Here is a 17,670-nt window from a genome sequence, read left to right on the forward strand (position 1 = left end):
ACGTATCTCTTTCCTTCATAGTCATTATTTGTGCAGAAAGTGAAAAAGAATCCTAAAACAGAAAGCATAACCTCCCCGTTTCAGGATTCTTTTCAGTTGAGATAGATCACTTTCACGCGTCTGTTTTCCTCATTGAGATCATCGAAGACCTGAAGAAGGGAAGCACCGTATCTGCCAAGATTCTCCGGTACGCACTTCGCATTCACCAGGACAATCTCTGTTTCCTTTACTGTAGTCGATAAAAGATCCCATAGTGCATCCAGATTCCTGCCGTAGTAGTCCGGAAAGGAGAATTTTCTTTTCAGATACGCATGGGCCACCTCTTTTGTGATCATTCTTTTTCCGTTCAAGATGATTCTTTTCATTACAACCTCCTAATAGAGCTTCTCGAAAGATTCATAGTGATCATCCGTATAATAGATGAGTCCATCATTGGAGAAGACGATACGCAGAGCGTTTCTGTATCCGCCTTCATAATCAATGTCCGCCTCATACCATTGTCTTCCGCTTGCATCAGGCAGAAGTCCTTCTCTGTTTCCGAACCGGTCACCACCGATGCTCATTTCCTCCGTCACATCCCATAGATTTCCTTTGCTGGCATCCCAGCCCAGGTCCATGGCATCATTTTTTCTTATGTAGTTTCCAGGGAGTCTCCCGTAGGTATGAATGTATAGGGCAACCTCATCCCTGGACGTGTAATAGCCGTCTTCTTCGATGGCGGGATTTTCCTCCGGGGACTCACTTTCCATCTCTTCAGGTGCCCCAGCAGGATTTTCCACCTGAGGTGCGTTTCCTTCTTCCACAAGTTCCATCTCCAGGATGGAGCAGCCGCTGAAGGTGAGCAGAAGCAGAAGCGCAAGAATGAGAGCGGTGCTTCTTTTCATAAGCTTTCTCATCATTCCCACTCCCCCTTCTTGTAGCCGTCCACCAGAGCCTTGATCTTGAGTCCGCATCTTCTTCCTCTACACTCTCCCTGCCCGGAACCTGTGACCTCATTTACTTTCATCACGCTGTCGGCTCCGTTACGGATGGCGTTTTTGATTTTGCTTCTCGGTATCGCTTTGCATATGCATACTTTAGTTATGTTATCCATGATCTTCGGATCGATTTCATGCTCCATTTCATCACTCCTCACCTTGAATTATACCGGACAGAACCTCCCATTGACAATCAATCACAAAATATTCATTCCTGGTTCATTCCGCTTTTACAGCATTCATTGTATTTTTTTCAGAATAATGTCATAATTAATTAAGTTCACCAAGGAGGTTCCAGTATGGAAGATAAAATACTTGTCATCACCAGCAGCATGTTAGACCAGGGAGTTCTGCCCAAAGAAAAGCAGACTGCCCAAGGTCCTTTACCCGTAGTGGCGGATCTTATTGATCTGGGCATCAATCTGGTTCCGGTGCCTAATATCCAGAAGCACTTTGAACTGTTCAGAAAAGATGTCACAAAAGAAGACTTCAGTGAAGAAGCCTATCAGAAATACATCAAATCCCATTTAGTCCCTTTAGTCAATGAGGTCATGGAAAGAGTACGAAATGGAGCCACCTTTCTAGGGATTCTCTCCTATGGTGCAGATGAAAGCCAGAGAGTCGAACCGGAAAGCAGCCCCATCATGATTGAACTCTTCCGGCTTTTTGACAGAAACTGCATGCTTACACCCTATTATGAAATCAAGGAGAATCTGCCTGCTGAAGAGATGGAGCTCATCATTTCAGAGATCGCAGTTTCGCTGAGCATCTAGTCATGAGATATGTAGTGATAAAAAATCACATCGTCAACGAGGCAAACCTCATCAATCTGAAGGAAAACGATCGTGTCCTCAGACTGGAGGAATACATCGGAAATCCTGTATGGCAGAACTGGGTCTACTGCATCTCAAAAGATACGCTGAAGGAAGGATGGATCCCCAGAGCCTATCTTAAGAATATGGACGACGAGTCCATACTCCTCGAAGATTATTCTTCCAAGGAACTGGATGTCTCCACAGGCGACATCGTTACACTGAAGAAGACTGTGAACAACTGGGCTTACTGCATCCATGAACACAATGGAGAAGAAGGCTGGGTTCCTCTGGAAAATCTGGAAATCATAAACGAATAACAACGCAGAAAAGGAAGAAGCGTCAGGTTCCGTTCCTGACGCTTCTTCCTTTTGCTTTGTCTAGAAATTGAGCTTTATGATTCCATTTTTGTATTCCGGAACGATGTCATAGAGATCTTTCTGGAGGCAGAACCGGATGTCCTCTTCCAGCCCCAGATTCATAAGCACCTTATAGTGGGACGCTTCTCTTATGTAACTCAGAAAATCCTGATGGGTTCGGTAGATGAGAAGGGCCGTTTTCGCCACATCGGTCAGTTCATAGTCTCTGATGTTAAGCATCTCTTCAATGACCGCACCGGATGCGATGAAATCATCCATGGAAAAATTCCCGTTGGTGCCGGAGTTCACGATCACCACATCATTTTCTTCCGCAGCCACCTTCTCCGAAACCGCCTTGGCATTGAGCAGTGCCCCGATATACACCTTGTTTGCTGCTCCGCTTCTTGAAATGGCGTGGGTTCCGTTGGTGGTTGTAAGAATCACATTCTTGTCGTGCACTGCTGTGCTGCCATATTCCAGAGGTGAATTGGACAGTTCAAACCCCTCGATTTTCTGTGCTTTCCGCTCTCCGCCCAGAATGACGTTTTCAAGCTTCTTCTTGGTTTCCAGCGCTTCCTCCACAGAAGTCACAGGTACAACACTCTTGGCCCCGTTCTTCAGTGCGGATATGATTACGGATGTGGCTCTCAGCACATCGATGACAATGACTGTCGTATTCTTTACAGACTCCGGTGTCACATGGGCACCGGTGGTGATGATATCTATTTTCATTTATTCTCTCCCTCTTATGGCCTTAGCCTATGTATTCCTTGGTTTCTCCATGATTTTTACCCTGATACAGATCATGGTCTCTGAAATAATCGTCGATGGCATTTAATACTTCCCACTTGTTCAGGGACCACATAGGTCCGATGAGAAGGTCTCTCGGTGCATCTCCCGTGGTGCGGTGAATGACCACCTGCTGCGGCAGCAGCGCAATGGATTCCGCCACAAGCGAAACATATTCCTCCATCTCCAGAAAGACCAGCTTGCCTCTTTCATATAAATGAACCATGGGTGTATCCTTCATGAGATGCAGCAGATGGAATTTCACGCCCTGAATATCCATGCCCGAAAGATACTTCACCGTATTCAGCATGTCTTCACGGGTTTCGCCCGGCAGTCCGAAAATCACATGGACCACCACATCGATGTCAAGGGCTCTCAGGTTTCTCACCGCTTCTTCGAAAACGGGAAGATCATATCCTCTGTTGATCATGCGCCCGGTCTTGTCACTGACGGTCTGAAGTCCGAGCTCTACAAAGGTGTACACCTTGCCGCTGAATTCCGACAGCACATCCAGAACCTCCCGGTCCAGACAGTCCGGCCTGGTGGCGATGGAAAGCGCGACAACACCCTCCTGACTGATGGCTTCCTGATACTTCTCCCGAAGGACCGCAGGCTCTGCATAGGTGTTGGTATAAGCCTGGAAATAAGGGATGTACTTGCCGCTTTTCCACTTCTTCTCCATCATGTAGCTGATGTCATCAAACTGCTTCTGTATGCTGAAGTTCCGGTCTCCGGCAAAATCACCGGACCCTCTTTCACTGCAGAAGATGCATCCTGTACCATTTAAGGTTCCATCTCTGTTGGGACAGGAAAATCCGGCATCAAGGCTGATCTTATATACTTTTTCCTTGAATTTTTCTCTCAGAAAATAATTCAGGCTATGATATCTTTTATCGTTCCACATCTTCAATCTCTTCACCATTCTTTCCGTATCCATGAACCGCTGATTGTCATTTTCATGGTTTTTCAAATCTCATTTATCTTATCAGGTAAATTATACAGACTTTTAAGGTAATTACAAAGGATAATCTTTATTCTTTACAATTTCATCTCTGACTTCAGAAATGGATTGTCCCTGTTTCAAGTCCTGCTGATAAAAAGGAAGAACCGCAGTCTTATGAAGACTGCCGGTTCCACTACATTCTCATTTATGCATCTAACCCGAAATATTTCAGAATACCACTGACCACGCCTTCCACAAGGCGGTCCTGATACTCCATCGTATTCAGCTTCAGGTCTTCTTCTTCATTGGACATATAGCCCAGCTCCACAATGGATACAGGTACCTCAGACCAGTTGATGCCCACCATGTTGTCCATGGCATGAACCCCTGCACTTGCTCCAGCTGTTTCACGGACCATCTCATCATGAAGATCCTTCGATAGACGGAAGCTCTCTTCACTCAGATGGCTCACAAAGGGATTGTCCAAGGAGGGATGGATGGTCATGATGCCCTGCCTGTCTTTATTCTCGCTGCCATTGGCATGGATCCTTATAAAGATATCCGCACCTGCTTCGTTTGCCATCTCCGCTCTTTCCTTGTTGCTGATGGAAACATCATGGGAGGTTCTGGTCATGAGCACTTCAAATCCCTCTTCAAGAAGCCGGTCTCTCAGTTTCAGGGAGAAAAGAAGATTCAGTTCATATTCATAGACCCCTGATGCTACGCCTCTCGTTCCGGAGGAGACTTTGTTCTTCAGGATGTCAGAGCCAGGCCCCAGAGGTTCTTTCTCCTTGTCCTGCACAGCCTGATGTCCGGGGTCCAGATAAACGATCTTTCTGATTTTCTCCGGCTCCACGGGTTTTTCCCATTCGATGAGATCAGTAAGAAGCCTGCCCTTAAGCTCCTCCACTTCTTCATCAACCCCGACCATATCCTGATATTCCTCAAGCACCCTCAATCCGCGCTCAAACTCCATCTCATTCTGGAGCTCCCGAGCCTTGGTCAGATAGATGTCTCTGATCTCTTTTTCCAGATCATTTTTTCTCTGTATTCCACTCAGATCTTCCGGGTGGACTCCATCGAGCCTGTCATAGGCATCCCTGTAGTTCTCCGTCTGGATCAATCTTTCCGCTTCATCGAGATTTTTTCTGGATTCAGCCATCTGAGCTGAAAACTCATGTTTTTCCATCACAGTGAGGCTGTCGCGGTTTTCATCGAAAAGCGCAGCAAAATAGATGGAAGCTTCCTCGAATCTTTCTTCAGCCAGGAGCAGTTCCCCTTCCGCAATCTTCTCGTTGAGCACTTCTCTGTTGCTTGATTTACATCCGCCCAGTGCCAGGCTCACAGCAAATAGAAGCAGTATCACAGTCATTCTTTTCATTCCACTCATAGAATATGTACTTCCTTCATCCTTCGTTATTTGCGTTCGATATCCCTGTGCTGCGTGGCGACATTATATCCTCTTTCACTGAGATGCTCTGCTGTTCTTCTCGCGAAGGAAACGGAGCGGTGCTTGCCTCCTGTGCATCCATAAGCGATGACCAGCTGGCTCTTCCCCTCCTCGATATAGAGAGGAACAAGATACAGTATGAGATCAATCAGTTTTTCAAACAGCGTTTTCGCAAGATCCGTCTTCATGACATAATTGAACACATCATCACTGATACCGGTTTTATCCCGCAGTTCCGCCACATAGTAGGGATTCGGCAGATATCTCAGGTCGAAAACCAGATCTGCATCATTGGGAATCCCATACTTGTATCCGAAGGACACGGTCTTGATCTGCATGGTATGAAAATCCCCCACAGAGAACAGACTGGTCACTTCCTTCTTCAGATTGGAACTGCTGAGATAGGTGGTATCGATGATGAAATCAGCTCTGCTTCGGATACTCTCATAGCTGACTCTTTCAATATCGATGGCCTCTTCCAGAGAAGTGACCTCGCTTCCCATGAGCGGATGCTTTCTTCTGGTTTCCTTGTATCTGTTAAGAAGTGTTTCATCTGAAGCATCCAGGAAGAGAATCTTGTACCGGATGCTGTTCTCATCCAGCATATGGATCTCATCCTGCAGTCCTGTGAAAATATCCTTGCTTCTGGCATCCACCACCAGCGCCAGTTTCTCTTCTCTTCCCTTTGTACCGATACTGAGTTTTGCAAAGGGGAGAATGAACTGCGGTGGCAGATTGTCCACACAGTAGTATCCCAGATCTTCCAGTGCATTGATCGCAACGGATTTTCCCGACCCGGACATCCCTGTCACTATAACCAGTTCCATTTAAAACACCTCCATCGTCTTTCTCTTCCTAGCTTTTCTTTTCAGGTTCCCTTACCACCTTGGAATGGTCATAGAAGTCCTTGGCGATGTTGCGATAACCCATATCTTTCAGGGCTCTCACCACAACACCTCTGATCTCATAGGTGGATGTGATTCCATTTTCACCGCGGACTCTGTTTATGGTCTTCTCCACAGAATTGGCAATCAGTTTCAGCTCTTTTTCAGTTATCTGGATCTCAGAATCTCTGGCACTGTTGGCCACCGATGTCTTGATTCTATCCGGATCAAAATCCACAATTCTTCCATCTCTTTTCACTACTTTCAGCATTGACTTACCCCACCTTTATATTGATTTCTTTCTATTATTATACTATATCCGCAAAGTTTTTACGCCCAATCCGGGGAATTATCCCTGTAAACTTTGATGAAAGCCCCAAAATAAGAATTGATTGTAAACTTTTAGAACCTGTTGTAAACCAGTGAACAATAACTGTTGAATTTTTGCAAAATTACATCAAATCATATTTTCTATGCGGTACAATGAAGAAGTCAGATAAATGATATAAAGTATGAGGAGTGATTTTATGAGTAATACAGTATATCAAATTGCAAGACGTAGAGAAGGTGTGAAGGCTAAAAAGCTGAGACGTGAAGGGATTGTCCCTGCCGTCATCTACGGGAAAGAACACCGAGATTCGGTCCCCGTTGAGCTTACCCTTCAGGAAGCGAACAGGCTTCTGAAGGAAAACACCTCATCATCCATCATCAAGTTGGATGGGCTGGACAAGACGACCAGTGTAATCGTAAAGGAAGTTCAGAGAAACGGAGCTACCTTCCTTCCTGAACATATCGATTTCCAATCCATTTCCTTACGTGAGATCATTCACGTATCCATTCCACTGCATATCCTTGGTGAAGATCAGCTGCAGAGAGATCATCTGCTGTTCCAGCCGAATCTGCAGGAAATCGAACTGAAGGGACCCGCGGAAGATATTCCGGAAAGACTGGAATTTGATGTCAGCGAACTGAAGTTTGAAGACAAGGTCTTCCTAAGCGAAATCAAGGTACCAGAAGGAATAGAAGTCCTCGGAGAAGATGATGACCTCATCGGTATCGTGCTATCCGCACAGCTATCTGAAGAGGAACCTGAAGAAACTGAAGCAGACGAAGATGCTGCAGAAGTGCCTCTGGTGGACGAAGAAGAAACAGAAGAGTAGAAAAAGAACAAGCAGAACTAGAACAAAATTCATATATCTGATAGCCGGCCTTTCGGGGCCGGTTTTAAAATGGCCTGGATTGTGAAGAAATATACCACTCCATTATGTCCTTTGTGTTAATTGTATATTTAAACTCTGTTCAATAATTTATAGTATAATTTACTCACTTACAGAATATGGATACCCTTATTTTTTAAGTTCAGAAAATTCAATTAATCTAGGAGGTATGTTATGACTTACATTGTTGCAGAAAGATTTCCACATCCTATCATTGAAAAAGGGGAAGCCCCATTGGTTTCCATCTATCTGCCTACCAGTAGATTAACTACCGAATCAAAAAATAATGAGATTCGTTTCAAGAATCTATTGAAGAAAGTGGAAAGCAAGCTTCTTTCTGACTATCCGGGAAAAAAGGGAGAAAAGATACTGAGCGACTTGAAGGATCTGGCAGAAGACAAAAAGTTCTGGGCGAATCAGCTGGATGGACTTGGCGTGCTCGCCACATCTGAAGACCTTGTCGTCTACAAGCTGCAAAGAGATGTTATGGAATACGTGGAGGTATCAGATACTTTCTACATCAAACCCCTGCTGAATGCGTATCAGACGGATGACAGCTTTCAGATTCTCGCTTTAAATAAAAATGATTTCACACTTTATGAAGGGAACAGGTATGCGCTGAGAAAAGTGGACCTTCCTGAAGAGGAGCAGAAGTCACTGAAAGATGTGGTCGGCTATTTCACCGAGGACAATCATATGCAAGGATCTTCCGTGGGGCTGAAAGGCAGCGCCAGATTCGGTTACGGAGGCTCATCCAGAGATGAGGAAGCCATAGACGTGGAGAAGTTCTTCAGATGGGTGGATAGATATGTGACCGAAAACCACTCCAAAAAGACAGAGGTACCGCTCATTCTGGCAACCCTGCCGGAAAATCATACGGAATTCGCTAAAATCAGCCATAATGATTATCTGAGCAAGGAAGGAATCAAAAAGGATCCGCAATCCCTGAATGAAGACGAACTGAGAAAAATGGCCTGGGCAGTGCTGGAACCTGATTTCAACAACCGTATTGAAAAACTCAATGATCAGTATGAACTGTCAAAATCAAGAGAACTGGCATCCGAAGACATCAGTGAAATCGCCCGAGCTGCCATGGAAGGCAGAGTGGAAAGTCTTATGGTGAATCTGAATAAAACCATACCTGGCAGAATCGATCCTGGTACGGATAAACTCCTTATGGAAAAGGAGTCCGGTGATATGCTGAACGATCTGACCCTTCTTGCTCTGAAGCAGAGTGCCAAGGTCTATGTGGTGACAGATGAGAAACTGTCTCTTGATACCGGCGTGAAGGCGATCTACAGATATCAGAAAGAATAAGATCCTATACTTACAGACAGCTGCAGAAAATATTTTGCAGCTGTCTTAAATACGTTGACCTTGAAAACGATGCCGTGTGATATACTCTGAGTAATAAGAGTAATCACGCTTTGGAGGTTTTTTATGAAACTATTTGTTACAGATTTAGACGGTACCCTTCTGAACTCGGATCATAAACTCTCGGAATACAGCATGAATGCCATCAAGACCGCCATGGAAAAGGGAATCCCTGTCTGCATCGCCACCGGAAGATCCTATAATGATATTCTGGAGATCATCAGCGATCTGGAAGTGAAACCCTACATTATTTCCAGCAATGGAGCAAGTGTATACCATGCTGACGGACACAAGATGTATTCCATCTCCATTCCAAAAGATCAGGTCCGTGACATCATCACCTATCTGAAAGCACAGAATCTGGAATTTGAAGTGGCAGATGACGAGTACACCTACATCACCCAGGGAGGTCTCGACCTTCTCCATCAGGAACTGGAAGATGTGGGATCCATTGACACCAAGAAAAGAGAGGAACTGGAACAGGATGTTCTGGGTCTTGTACTTTCACAGGGAAACCTCAAAGTTGTACCGACCATGGAGGATCTTCTGGATTCCATCGAAAGCGCCAACAGTGTCTCCTCCATCAGTGCTTACCTCAATAAAATCCACATGGCCATGGAGTACTTCACCATGGATAAGAGAATTCTCACTTTCAGCTCCTGGAAATACAATTTTGAGATGACCAGCAGCGATACCTCCAAAGGCATTGCGCTGAAGCATTTATGCAAGCATCTGAACATCGACCTTTCAGATGTGGCCGTCATCGGAGACAACTACAACGACCTCTCCATGATCAAGATTGCCGGCATCAAAGGGGCCATGGCCAATGCCGTGGATAACATCAAATCCATGGCGGATTTCCAGGCACCCACCAACGATGAAGATGGTGCCGCGAAGTTTCTCTATAAGCTCCTGGAAGACATGGGACTGTAGAAAAGAATCGATAAGAACATCATGAAGTCTCAGAGTCCGCTTTTTAAAAGCGGACTCTTTTTCATGCCCTTTCAGCTCCTGACGGATTGACTTTGCAAACGCTTTCAGATAATCTTAATGTGAGTAATGATACATGTTTCATGTTATAGACAGAGGAGGTTTGTCATGTCATTTTTCGAAGTGAATGGAGTTCGTCTTTTTTATGAGATCCGAGGAAATAGGGATGCGGAAGAAACCATCGTTTTCCTCAACGGGGTCATGGCCAGCACAAACAGCTGGTACGTTCTTTCAAAGCCTTTTGAGGAAATGGGCTATAGAGTGCTTCTGCATGATTTCAAGGGTCAACTGAAATCCGATAAACCTGAGGGACCCTATTCCTTTCAGGAGCATGCAGAGGAGCTTAATGCCCTTCTAAGGCACCTTGACATCTCATCCGCCCATTTCGTCGGCACTTCCTACGGCGGTGAAGTGGCCATGAAATATGCCACGCTTTATGGTGAACATATGAAATCCTTGGTGATCATCGATTCCACCTCTGAGCTGGATCCGGTCATGAAGTCTTTCATCTCCTCCTGGAAGAAACCGGCCAGGGATGGAGACGGAGAAGCATTCTTCAACACCCTCGCCCCATCCATCTATGGAACGAAGTTCATGAAGGAAAACGAGGCGTTCCTGATGGCCAGAGCCAAAGCAACGAAAAACATCGGTGAGGACTATCTGAGGGGCCAGATCATCCTCTATGATACCTTCCTAAAGGACGTGACCATGGTGGATATCCTCAAGGAGATCAAGGTGAAGACCCTTGTCATCTGCGGGGAAGAGGATCTTCTCAAAAAGCCTCATCACTCCCTCAGGATCCATCATGAAATCAGGGGATCTGAATATGTGCTTCTTCCTGAATGTGGTCATGTGGCCATCTTCGAAAAGCCCAATGAGATCATCACTCTGCTTCTGGGATTCATCCTGAAGAACCGGTGATAGGGCTTCGCCCATAAAAACGCTGAAACAGAAGTCACTGAAAAGTCCCTGCAGAAAAGCTTGTACGCTCTTCTGCAGGGACTTGTTTTACGCTTATCTGATTTACTTTTCTGTAAGGCTCAGGAACTTCTCAATGTCCTTTTCCACGATCTTCAAAGAATCTCTGAAGAAGTCAGGCCTGGTCACATCGATGTTCATCATTTCAGCCACTTCTATGATGTCTTTCTTTCCAGTGACAGAGAGAAGCTCATCATATTCTGGCACAAACTCTTCTCCTCTTTTCAGATAGACTGCATAGAGCCCCTTGGAAAAGAGAAGTCCGAAGGCATAGGGGAAGTTGTAGAAGTTTCTATCTGCGGAGTAGTAATGGGTCTTGTTGAGCCACATGTATGGATGCAGCACTTCCTCATCCAGCCCTTCTCCATAGGCTTCCTTCTGGGCTTCCACCATATAGTTTTTCAGCTCTTTCACGGAAAGAGGATGATCCTTTCTGGTTTCAAACAGCTTCGTTTCAAAGAGATATCTGGAGTAGATGTCCACGATGACCTGTGTGGCATCTGATATGGACTGCTCCAGGATGGTCACAGCCTCCCTGTCGTCCATTTCCTTCAGTGCCGCATTGACCACGATGGTCTCGCAGAAGATGGATGCGGTTTCCGCGATGGGCATGGGATAGCTGCTGTTTAAGATGGTTTCATCCTTCAGGTTATATCCATGGTACCCATGCCCCAGTTCATGAGCAAGGGTCGTCATGTTGCTGAAGCTTCCGTCAAAGTTCGCCATGACTCTGGATTCGCCAATGGCATGAAGGTTGGAGCAGAATGCGCCGCCTCTTTTCCCGTCTCTTGGCTCCACATCCATCCAGTTCTTTTCATAGGCGTTTCTTGCATAATCCCCCAGTCTCCTGCTGAAGGTATTGAAGTTCTTCACGATATAGTCCATGGCTTCCTCATAGGTGAAGTGCATCTGACTTTCTCCCATGGGTGCAAAAAGGTCGTAGAACGGAAGTCCTTTCTTGTGTCCCAGAAGCTCCGCTTTTCTTTTCAGATATTTTCTGAACATGGGCAGAGATTCCTTTATGGCTGTGAACATGGCATCCAGGGTTTCCTTCTCCATTCTGGACTGAAGAAGCGTCTCCTCCAGAGGATGAGAGAATCCTCGAAGTTCCGATACAGTGAGCACTTCACCCTTGATTCCGTTTAAGGCAGCCGCAGAGGATTCCTCCACCTTTTCATAGGCGGAAAGCTCCGCTTCGAAGGCTTTCTTTCTCACATCCGGATCCTTGTCATAGGCAAGATTCCTTATAGCCGGCAGGGGCAGCTTCTTCTTCTCCCCATCCAGCTCGATATCCACCAGCAGGGTGGAGGTGAGGATGTTCTGAAGATTCGTCCACGCTTTTGAACCCGTATTGCTCATCCTTGAGATGAGCATCTCCTCTTCATTGCTCAGAAGATATCTGGCATTTTTTCTGATTTCCTTCAGCATGAATTCATGCTCTTTCAGATACTCACTGGAATCGATGACTTCCTGAAGATTTTCGATGCCCGCAACGAATCTTGAAAAAAGCACTTCCGCCTTGGTGAGTTCCGAAAGCTTCATGGCGATTCTCGCATAGTTCGCCTTGGCTACTTCATTTCTCGCATCCACCGCCATGGTCAGGCTAGCATAGCTTAAAACCTTTGACATCAGTTTTGACAGGGTCGCATCATAGCGGAGATACTTCTCCGCCTTTTCCTTCGCCTCTCCTGTATTTGTCAGCTCTTTTTCAGCGAAGGTGTTCACCTCGCTGATCATCTCCAGAATTCTTTTCGAATCTGATTTGTATGCTTCTGATTCAAAAGAATCATACAGTTCATTTAAGCTCCATCGCATAATGTATTGTCCACCTTTCATCATTTTTCTCTATTCTAACATGGGCAGGCCATTCTGTAACGAAGGTGCCTGACCTTCTGTATGACTGGATCCCATATCTGTTTTCATTGCGCGTAGACTCTTCTTTTCTGCACTTCCTCCAGAATCAGCTCCACTATCACCGCAAGAAGGGTCACCGGAATGGACCCCATGAGGATCAGCACCATATCGAAGGTCTTCACTCCATTGACCACAAGAACGCCAAGACCACCCGCTCCGGCTGCCGCTGCCAGGGTCGCCGCACTGATGTTTATGACGGTGGAGGTTCGGATTCCCCCTAAAATGGCATTCATGGCCAAGGGAATCTTCACCTTGCGATAGGTCTCCCATTCACTCATGCCCATGCCTCTGGCTGCCTCCACCACATCTTCAGGCACTTCTTCAATACCCACCACCACATTGTAGACAATGGGCATCAGTGCATAGATGAACAGCGCAATGAGCGCTCCCTTGATGCCATATCCCACAATGGGCACCACCAGGGCCAAGAGCGCCGCGGAAGGAAAGGTCTGACCCAGATTCACAAGCTTCAGAAGGGATTCCTTGAACTCTGCTCCGGTCTTTGTGGTGAGAAAAACGCCCAGAACAAATCCGAAGGCGATGGCCATGGCACTGGAGATCACAACCATCTCCAGGTGCTCCAGAAACAGTACCGGAAGGGGTGTTCTGGAGCCTTGGGTGAATTTCGATGTGAACAGGCCAGCAAGGATTTCTTCGAACCGCTCTGGAAACAGGAGCATAGCGCCAAGAAGCAGTGCGAGCAGCAGGATGATGAAGTACGTCACTCTGATCTTCTTCACTTATGCTCCCCCCTTATGACTTCCATGATACCCTGAAGAGACAGGCTGCCCTTTTCAAGGGGGACCCGGTCCACGCCTCTTAGAATCATCTCGGATAGGGCTTCCTTCAGTGAAGCATCTTCAGAAAGGGGTTCCCCTTCCGCCTTCTCCGCCTCCTTATACTCTTTCGCCTTGAATCTTGTGAGAAGACTCAGCGCACCTTCTTTGCCGAAGAAATCCTGCACAAAAGCATCCGTGGGCTTCAGGATCACTTCTTCCGGCGTGCCTTCCTGAACGATTTCCCCTTCTCTCATGATGCAGATCTTATCCCCGAGAAGCAGGGCTTCCTCCACATCATGGGTGACGAAGATCACCGTTTTCTTCAGTTTCCTCTGTATTTCCTTGAACTCGTTCTGAAGACGCAGTCTGCTGATGGGATCCACCGCACCGAAAGGTTCATCCATGAGCAGGATATGGGGATCCGATGCAAGGGCTCTTGCCACGCCTACCCTCTGGGCTTCTCCTCCGGAGAGCTCCTTGGGCAGCTTCTTTGCATAGAGTTCTGGCTGAAGGCCGACAAGGTTCAGCATCTCCTCGCTTCTTTTCTTGATTTTCTCCGCATCCCACTTCAGAAGAAGCGGCACGGTGGCAATGTTGTCCTCCACATTCATATGGGGAAAAAGTCCAGTGCTCTGGATGACGTAACCCATCTTCTTTCTCAGATTTTCCACCTGGAAACTGTCCACATGCTCTCCTTCCACATAAATGTCGCCGGAGGTTCTGTCCACCATTCTGTTGATGAGTCTTAAGGTGGTGGATTTTCCGCAGCCTGAAGGACCGAGAAGAACGTACAGTTCCCCTTCATTCACATGGAAGGAAATACCTTTCACTGCCTCGTATCCATCATAATTCTTCACTACATCTACAAGCTTGATCATCACTTTCTCCTCCTGATTCTCTCTATGAGTAGTTTCAGCATTTTATCCATGGTCAGAGTCAGAAGCACAATGGGTATAACCCCTAGAAGGACCAGGTCCGGTGATGCTTCTGCCAGCCCAAGGAATACAAAGGTTCCAAGACCTCCGCCTCCCACAAGGCCTGCAAGGACTGCTCCGCCGATGGTCTGAACCAGAGCGATTCTCACTCCTGTGATGATGATGGGCAGCGCCAGTGGAAACTCGATCTTTCTGAAGATCTGCTTTCTGCTCATCCCCATGCCCTGGGCTGCCTCAATGACATCTCTTCCCACGGTACTGAAACCCACCAGAGTGTTTCGTCCTATGGGCAGCAGGGTATAGAGGGTCAGGGCCACAAAAGCCGGTGCCCATCCGATGCCGCTGATGCCAAAAGCACGGAAGAAATCGATCCGCCCAAGACTTGCCAGCGGCACCAGAAGAATCCCGAAGAGGGAAAGACTCGGGATGGTCTCCACAATGCTTAAGGGAACCATCACAGCGCTTTCCAGGTTCTTCTTCCTGTAGGCTAAGTATCCCAAGGGAATGGCCACAAGGCTTCCGAAGGTCACTGAGCCCAGGGACAGAAACAGATGGGTGGTGAAACTGTCCACAAACTGGTTCTTTTTGATCTGATATTCCTTGAGAATGGAAAATTCATCGAAAACACCTGTGTAGACAAAAACAGCCAGCGTGATGAAAATCAGAAGCGATATACCTTTCTCCAGGTTCAGATACCGGTCTTTCTTCGCCATGACATGTCCGAAAAGAAGATAGACCATGACAAGGAGAATATAGAATCCCATGGAAAAGCTCACTCTGATGGAACTGCTGTCAACCGCCGCCGCCTGTCCGCTCTGTCCGATGAAGTAGAGTAAAGCGGTGAAGAGCAGAGCACCCGCAAGGGTGGTAATAAGACCTTTCTCATTCATGGTGGATAAGGATAATAGCGCAATGAGAAGAAAGCCTGCTCCTATTAATAGGACAGGCCACCCTATGAATTCATATGCGGTGAATCTTTCGCCACTGGCGATTCGGTTTGGTTTAACCTCCACAATCTTCATGAATACCAGCGCAAGTACTGCGATGATGCTGTAGACTGCTTGTGGTTTGTCGATGTTCTTTCCCAAAATATTCCTTCTTTCAATACGCAGTATTACTCCAGAATCCCGTTGTCCTTAAGAAATGTCTCTGCCACATCTCTTGGTGACAGTCCATCCACAATGACTTCCTTGTTCATCTGCTGCAGATTTTCCTTGTCGAGAAGACCAAATACGCTTTCCACGATTTCCTGAATCTCAGGATATTTGTCCAGGACTTCCTTTCTGATGATGGCAGATGGCTCATATACCGGAGGAATGGACAGAATGTCTTCCAGCAGCACCAGATCAAGGTCTGCCAGGGATCCGTCGGTTCCATAAGCAAGCGCCACATTGACGCCATCTGTACCATTTGCCAGGGCTTTCAGGGTTTCTGCGGTATTACCATGAGGAAGAAGAATCAGCTGATCGGATTCCAGTTCAAATCCGTATCCGGCTTCCATACCAAGGAGTCCGGATTCCTTTTCCGCAAAAAGCTGAGAGGTGATGAGCTTCACTTCTCCGCCGCCGTTGACATAGTCTGCAAAGTCTTCCATGGTGGAAAGACCGTTGGCTTCCGCGAATTCTCTTTTCACCGCGAGAGCTTCCGTATTGTTCGCATTGGCCGGTTTCATCCAGATGAGATCATTGTTTTCCTCATCATAGACTTTGATGGCATCATAGCCTGCATCCTTATCTCTCCAGACATCCTCTTCGATGCCTTCCGAGTAGAACTGTCCGTTTCCTGTGTAGTCCACACCAAGGTCCAGCTCTCCCTGAAGAAGCGCGTTTCTATGAACGTCCGGAGTACCGAACTGGACTTTATCATCGATGAGATATCCTTCGTCTTCCAGTGCCAGAAGAATCATGTTGCCAAGGATTCCTCCTTCGGTATCCACAAAGGATCCCAGTGTGATGGCATCATCCGGATTCTTCACTTCTCCTTCTGTTTCATTTGCTCCACAAGAAGCAAGTATACTCATTGTGAAAACAGCGATGACTGCTGCGATAATCTTCTTTTTCATTTCATTCATTCCTTTCTCTTCTTAGTTTGGCAATCTTCTATATGGAAGCTGCTTCATACTACTAATTATATAGTATAGGCCGTTCTCAAATAGAATAATTCATTAAGAAACCACTAATTTTAAGTGAACAATTCAGATTGTGATATATGGAGCATCAGTTTGCATGAAATCAGCGCATAGTACATCACTTTTTTCAGAGCACCCTGTGTATAAGTTTTCAACTGACAATAGTTATCCATAGAAACGGATAAGTTATCCACATTCTGTGGATAACGAGCACCGGAATATTCTGTCTATATTTATTCTTCCTGAACTTCAGTCCGTCTGTTATGCAGAAAAGCTGTGGTTTTATCCACAGCTTTCAAATTGCATTGTTGATAAGATCTGTAAAGTCTGATCAACGCATATACAGTTTCAGTCGCATCGTCCCTACTTTTGTGGTGGACTCTCTGATCTTCCAGGCTTCAAGTTCGATTCATGTTTAAATATAGCCTCTTCACATAAGATGCTGAACATGGATATTATGTGGTGAGTAGGATATAATAAGACTATATTAAGAAGTTGTCAGATCAAAAGCAGCTCTATCCTGTCAGCTCAGGAAATCCAGTTGCGTTAAAGAATCCGCGTATTTCTATCACTGCAGCGCTTCTATGGACATAATTTGAAAAATCAGGGAGGTTGACACATGTATATAATCGTCAGTGCATCGCCAAAGGATGCAGATCTGTTAGCTGATCTGGAAGTGAGATCGGAATCTTACTGGGGCTACAGCTCCGAATTCATGGAAAAATTCAAAAGAATATACCTGATCACAGAAGACTTCATAGCCGAACATCCAACTTATATTCTGAAGGATGATGAAACCCTCGTCGGTTTTTATGGACTATTGCTGAATGAGCATGAATACTCACTGGAATATCTGTTTATAGAACCCGAATACATCGGAAAAGGATATGGCAGGATGCTATGGAATCATGCTCTGAAAGAATGCAGAAAGCTTGGCATCACCGAATTCACCATCATAACCAGTCCCGATGCAAGAGGATTCTATTTCAGATTGGGCGCAACGGTCTTCACGGAAGTCGATTCCCTGATCGCAGATGGAAAGAAAACGCCTAAGCTTATTTACAGACTCTGACCCATTCGCTCTGATGCTTCAGCATAGTGTACCTCACAATTCTGTTACAAGACGGCATAAAGGAACCTC

General features: G+C 46.1%; 20 protein-coding genes. 7 read left to right on the forward strand and 13 right to left on the reverse strand.

All coding sequences use genetic code 11. The features are described from left to right. Positions 1–92: 92 nt before the first annotated feature. From ACHAL6_RS12270 to ACHAL6_RS12280, 3 genes are read right to left on the reverse strand one after another with little or no spacing between them, the layout of a single operon-like run. Positions 93–365: a barstar family protein gene (locus tag ACHAL6_RS12270; protein ID WP_395270966.1), complete on the reverse strand. Its 273-nt coding sequence runs from the start codon at positions 363–365 to the stop codon at positions 93–95. A gap of 9 nt (positions 366–374) precedes the next feature. Further along, the gene (locus tag ACHAL6_RS12275) at positions 375–899 is read right to left on the reverse strand and encodes a ribonuclease domain-containing protein (protein ID WP_395270967.1); all 525 of its coding nucleotides are present in this window, start codon (positions 897–899) and stop codon (positions 375–377) included. Then, entirely contained in the window at positions 896–1,120 is a 225-nt protein-coding gene (locus tag ACHAL6_RS12280; protein WP_395270968.1) for a bacterioferritin-associated ferredoxin, read from the reverse strand. The genes ACHAL6_RS12275 and ACHAL6_RS12280 overlap by 4 nt, the downstream gene beginning before the upstream one ends. Before the next feature lie 156 nt (positions 1,121–1,276). On the opposite strand from ACHAL6_RS12280, the gene ACHAL6_RS12285 reads away from it, so the two are divergent. Further along, positions 1,277–1,750, forward strand: coding sequence for a hypothetical protein (locus ACHAL6_RS12285; protein WP_395270969.1), 474 nt, complete (start codon positions 1,277–1,279; stop codon positions 1,748–1,750). 2 nt (positions 1,751–1,752) lie between these two features. After that, complete coding sequence (locus ACHAL6_RS12290) at positions 1,753–2,109, forward strand: SH3 domain-containing protein (RefSeq protein ID WP_395270970.1); 357 nt, start codon at positions 1,753–1,755, stop codon at positions 2,107–2,109. A 60-nt stretch (positions 2,110–2,169) separates the two neighbouring features. Here ACHAL6_RS12290 and ACHAL6_RS12295 read toward each other — a convergent pair whose 3' ends face one another. The 5 genes from ACHAL6_RS12295 to ACHAL6_RS12315 form a co-directional block, all read right to left on the reverse strand. Then, a complete protein-coding gene (locus ACHAL6_RS12295) occupies positions 2,170–2,880 on the reverse strand; it encodes a 2-phosphosulfolactate phosphatase (RefSeq protein WP_395270971.1) in 711 nt (236 codons plus the stop codon). A 22-nt stretch (positions 2,881–2,902) separates the two neighbouring features. Further along, on the reverse strand, positions 2,903–3,859 hold the full coding sequence (locus tag ACHAL6_RS12300) for a TIGR01212 family radical SAM protein (RefSeq protein WP_395271019.1): 957 nt from the start codon (positions 3,857–3,859) through the stop codon (positions 2,903–2,905). Between the two features lie 226 nt (positions 3,860–4,085). Continuing rightward, a complete protein-coding gene (locus tag ACHAL6_RS12305; RefSeq protein ID WP_395270972.1) occupies positions 4,086–5,270 on the reverse strand; it encodes an N-acetylmuramoyl-L-alanine amidase in 1,185 nt (394 codons plus the stop codon). Between the two features lie 26 nt (positions 5,271–5,296). After that, positions 5,297–6,157, reverse strand: coding sequence for an RNase adapter RapZ (gene rapZ, locus ACHAL6_RS12310; protein WP_395270973.1), 861 nt, complete (start codon positions 6,155–6,157; stop codon positions 5,297–5,299). 28 nt (positions 6,158–6,185) lie between these two features. Continuing rightward, the gene (locus tag ACHAL6_RS12315; RefSeq protein ID WP_395270974.1) at positions 6,186–6,485 is read right to left on the reverse strand and encodes an ATP cone domain-containing protein; all 300 of its coding nucleotides are present in this window, start codon (positions 6,483–6,485) and stop codon (positions 6,186–6,188) included. Between the two features lie 256 nt (positions 6,486–6,741). Here ACHAL6_RS12315 and ACHAL6_RS12320 point away from each other — a divergent pair, with 256 nt between their 5' ends. The 4 genes from ACHAL6_RS12320 (at position 6,742) to ACHAL6_RS12335 (ending at position 10,716) form a co-directional block, all read left to right on the forward strand. Beyond that, the gene (locus ACHAL6_RS12320; protein ID WP_395270975.1) at positions 6,742–7,374 is read left to right on the forward strand and encodes a 50S ribosomal protein L25; all 633 of its coding nucleotides are present in this window, start codon (positions 6,742–6,744) and stop codon (positions 7,372–7,374) included. A gap of 231 nt (positions 7,375–7,605) precedes the next feature. Then, positions 7,606–8,748 carry a hypothetical protein gene (locus tag ACHAL6_RS12325; RefSeq protein ID WP_395270976.1) on the forward strand — a complete coding sequence of 381 codons (1,143 nt, stop codon included), beginning with the start codon at positions 7,606–7,608 and terminating at the stop codon, positions 8,746–8,748. 123 nt (positions 8,749–8,871) lie between these two features. Next, positions 8,872–9,738, forward strand: a complete 867-nt coding sequence (locus ACHAL6_RS12330) for a Cof-type HAD-IIB family hydrolase (RefSeq protein WP_395270977.1) — start codon at positions 8,872–8,874, stop codon at positions 9,736–9,738. Positions 9,739–9,903: 165 nt separating this feature from the next. Beyond that, complete coding sequence (locus ACHAL6_RS12335) at positions 9,904–10,716, forward strand: alpha/beta fold hydrolase (RefSeq protein ID WP_395270978.1); 813 nt, start codon at positions 9,904–9,906, stop codon at positions 10,714–10,716. Positions 10,717–10,818: 102 nt separating this feature from the next. Here the strand turns inward: ACHAL6_RS12335 and ACHAL6_RS12340 are convergent, their stop codons facing one another. The 5 genes from ACHAL6_RS12340 to ACHAL6_RS12360 all read right to left on the reverse strand — a co-directional run bounded on the left by ACHAL6_RS12340 (position 10,819) and on the right by ACHAL6_RS12360 (position 16,463). Beyond that, positions 10,819–12,588 carry a M3 family oligoendopeptidase gene (locus ACHAL6_RS12340; RefSeq protein ID WP_395270979.1) on the reverse strand — a complete coding sequence of 590 codons (1,770 nt, stop codon included), beginning with the start codon at positions 12,586–12,588 and terminating at the stop codon, positions 10,819–10,821. A 104-nt stretch (positions 12,589–12,692) separates the two neighbouring features. Next, a complete protein-coding gene (locus ACHAL6_RS12345) occupies positions 12,693–13,427 on the reverse strand; it encodes an ABC transporter permease (protein WP_395270980.1) in 735 nt (244 codons plus the stop codon). Next, entirely contained in the window at positions 13,424–14,344 is a 921-nt protein-coding gene (locus ACHAL6_RS12350; protein ID WP_395270981.1) for an ABC transporter ATP-binding protein, read from the reverse strand. Before ACHAL6_RS12350 ends, ACHAL6_RS12345 begins: the two co-directional genes overlap by 4 nt. Further along, a complete protein-coding gene (locus ACHAL6_RS12355) occupies positions 14,344–15,489 on the reverse strand; it encodes an ABC transporter permease (protein WP_395270982.1) in 1,146 nt (381 codons plus the stop codon). The genes ACHAL6_RS12350 and ACHAL6_RS12355 overlap by 1 nt, the downstream gene beginning before the upstream one ends. 26 nt (positions 15,490–15,515) lie before the next feature. Beyond that, entirely contained in the window at positions 15,516–16,463 is a 948-nt protein-coding gene (locus ACHAL6_RS12360) for a glycine betaine ABC transporter substrate-binding protein (RefSeq protein WP_395270983.1), read from the reverse strand. A gap of 685 nt (positions 16,464–17,148) precedes the next feature. On the opposite strand from ACHAL6_RS12360, the gene ACHAL6_RS12365 reads away from it, so the two are divergent. Beyond that, positions 17,149–17,601, forward strand: coding sequence for a GNAT family N-acetyltransferase (locus tag ACHAL6_RS12365; RefSeq protein ID WP_395270984.1), 453 nt, complete (start codon positions 17,149–17,151; stop codon positions 17,599–17,601). Positions 17,602–17,670 lie beyond the last annotated feature (69 nt).

This window comes from Proteiniclasticum sp. C24MP, assembly GCF_043951855.1.
Taxonomy (GTDB): domain Bacteria; phylum Bacillota; class Clostridia; order Clostridiales; family Clostridiaceae; genus Proteiniclasticum.

Coding starts and splice junctions, on each gene's coding strand:
- ACHAL6_RS12285 (WP_395270969.1), top strand. CDS start 1,277: ATGGAAGATAAAATACTTGTCATCACCAGCAGCATGTTAGACCAGGGA.
- ACHAL6_RS12325 (WP_395270976.1), top strand. CDS start 7,606: ATGACTTACATTGTTGCAGAAAGATTTCCACATCCTATCATTGAAAAA.
- ACHAL6_RS12290 (WP_395270970.1), top strand. CDS start 1,753: ATGAGATATGTAGTGATAAAAAATCACATCGTCAACGAGGCAAACCTC.
- ACHAL6_RS12270 (WP_395270966.1), bottom strand. CDS start 365: ATGAAAAGAATCATCTTGAACGGAAAAAGAATGATCACAAAAGAGGTG.
- ACHAL6_RS12305 (WP_395270972.1), bottom strand. CDS start 5,270: ATGAGTGGAATGAAAAGAATGACTGTGATACTGCTTCTATTTGCTGTG.
- ACHAL6_RS12320 (WP_395270975.1), top strand. CDS start 6,742: ATGAGTAATACAGTATATCAAATTGCAAGACGTAGAGAAGGTGTGAAG.
- ACHAL6_RS12350 (WP_395270981.1), bottom strand. CDS start 14,344: ATGATCAAGCTTGTAGATGTAGTGAAGAATTATGATGGATACGAGGCA.
- ACHAL6_RS12340 (WP_395270979.1), bottom strand. CDS start 12,588: ATGCGATGGAGCTTAAATGAACTGTATGATTCTTTTGAATCAGAAGCA.
- ACHAL6_RS12330 (WP_395270977.1), top strand. CDS start 8,872: ATGAAACTATTTGTTACAGATTTAGACGGTACCCTTCTGAACTCGGAT.
- ACHAL6_RS12275 (WP_395270967.1), bottom strand. CDS start 899: ATGATGAGAAAGCTTATGAAAAGAAGCACCGCTCTCATTCTTGCGCTT.
- ACHAL6_RS12365 (WP_395270984.1), top strand. CDS start 17,149: ATGTATATAATCGTCAGTGCATCGCCAAAGGATGCAGATCTGTTAGCT.
- ACHAL6_RS12300 (WP_395271019.1), bottom strand. CDS start 3,859: ATGGTGAAGAGATTGAAGATGTGGAACGATAAAAGATATCATAGCCTG.
- ACHAL6_RS12360 (WP_395270983.1), bottom strand. CDS start 16,463: ATGAAAAAGAAGATTATCGCAGCAGTCATCGCTGTTTTCACAATGAGT.
- ACHAL6_RS12295 (WP_395270971.1), bottom strand. CDS start 2,880: ATGAAAATAGATATCATCACCACCGGTGCCCATGTGACACCGGAGTCT.
- rapZ (WP_395270973.1), bottom strand. CDS start 6,157: ATGGAACTGGTTATAGTGACAGGGATGTCCGGGTCGGGAAAATCCGTT.
- ACHAL6_RS12315 (WP_395270974.1), bottom strand. CDS start 6,485: ATGCTGAAAGTAGTGAAAAGAGATGGAAGAATTGTGGATTTTGATCCG.
- ACHAL6_RS12280 (WP_395270968.1), bottom strand. CDS start 1,120: ATGGAGCATGAAATCGATCCGAAGATCATGGATAACATAACTAAAGTA.
- ACHAL6_RS12335 (WP_395270978.1), top strand. CDS start 9,904: ATGTCATTTTTCGAAGTGAATGGAGTTCGTCTTTTTTATGAGATCCGA.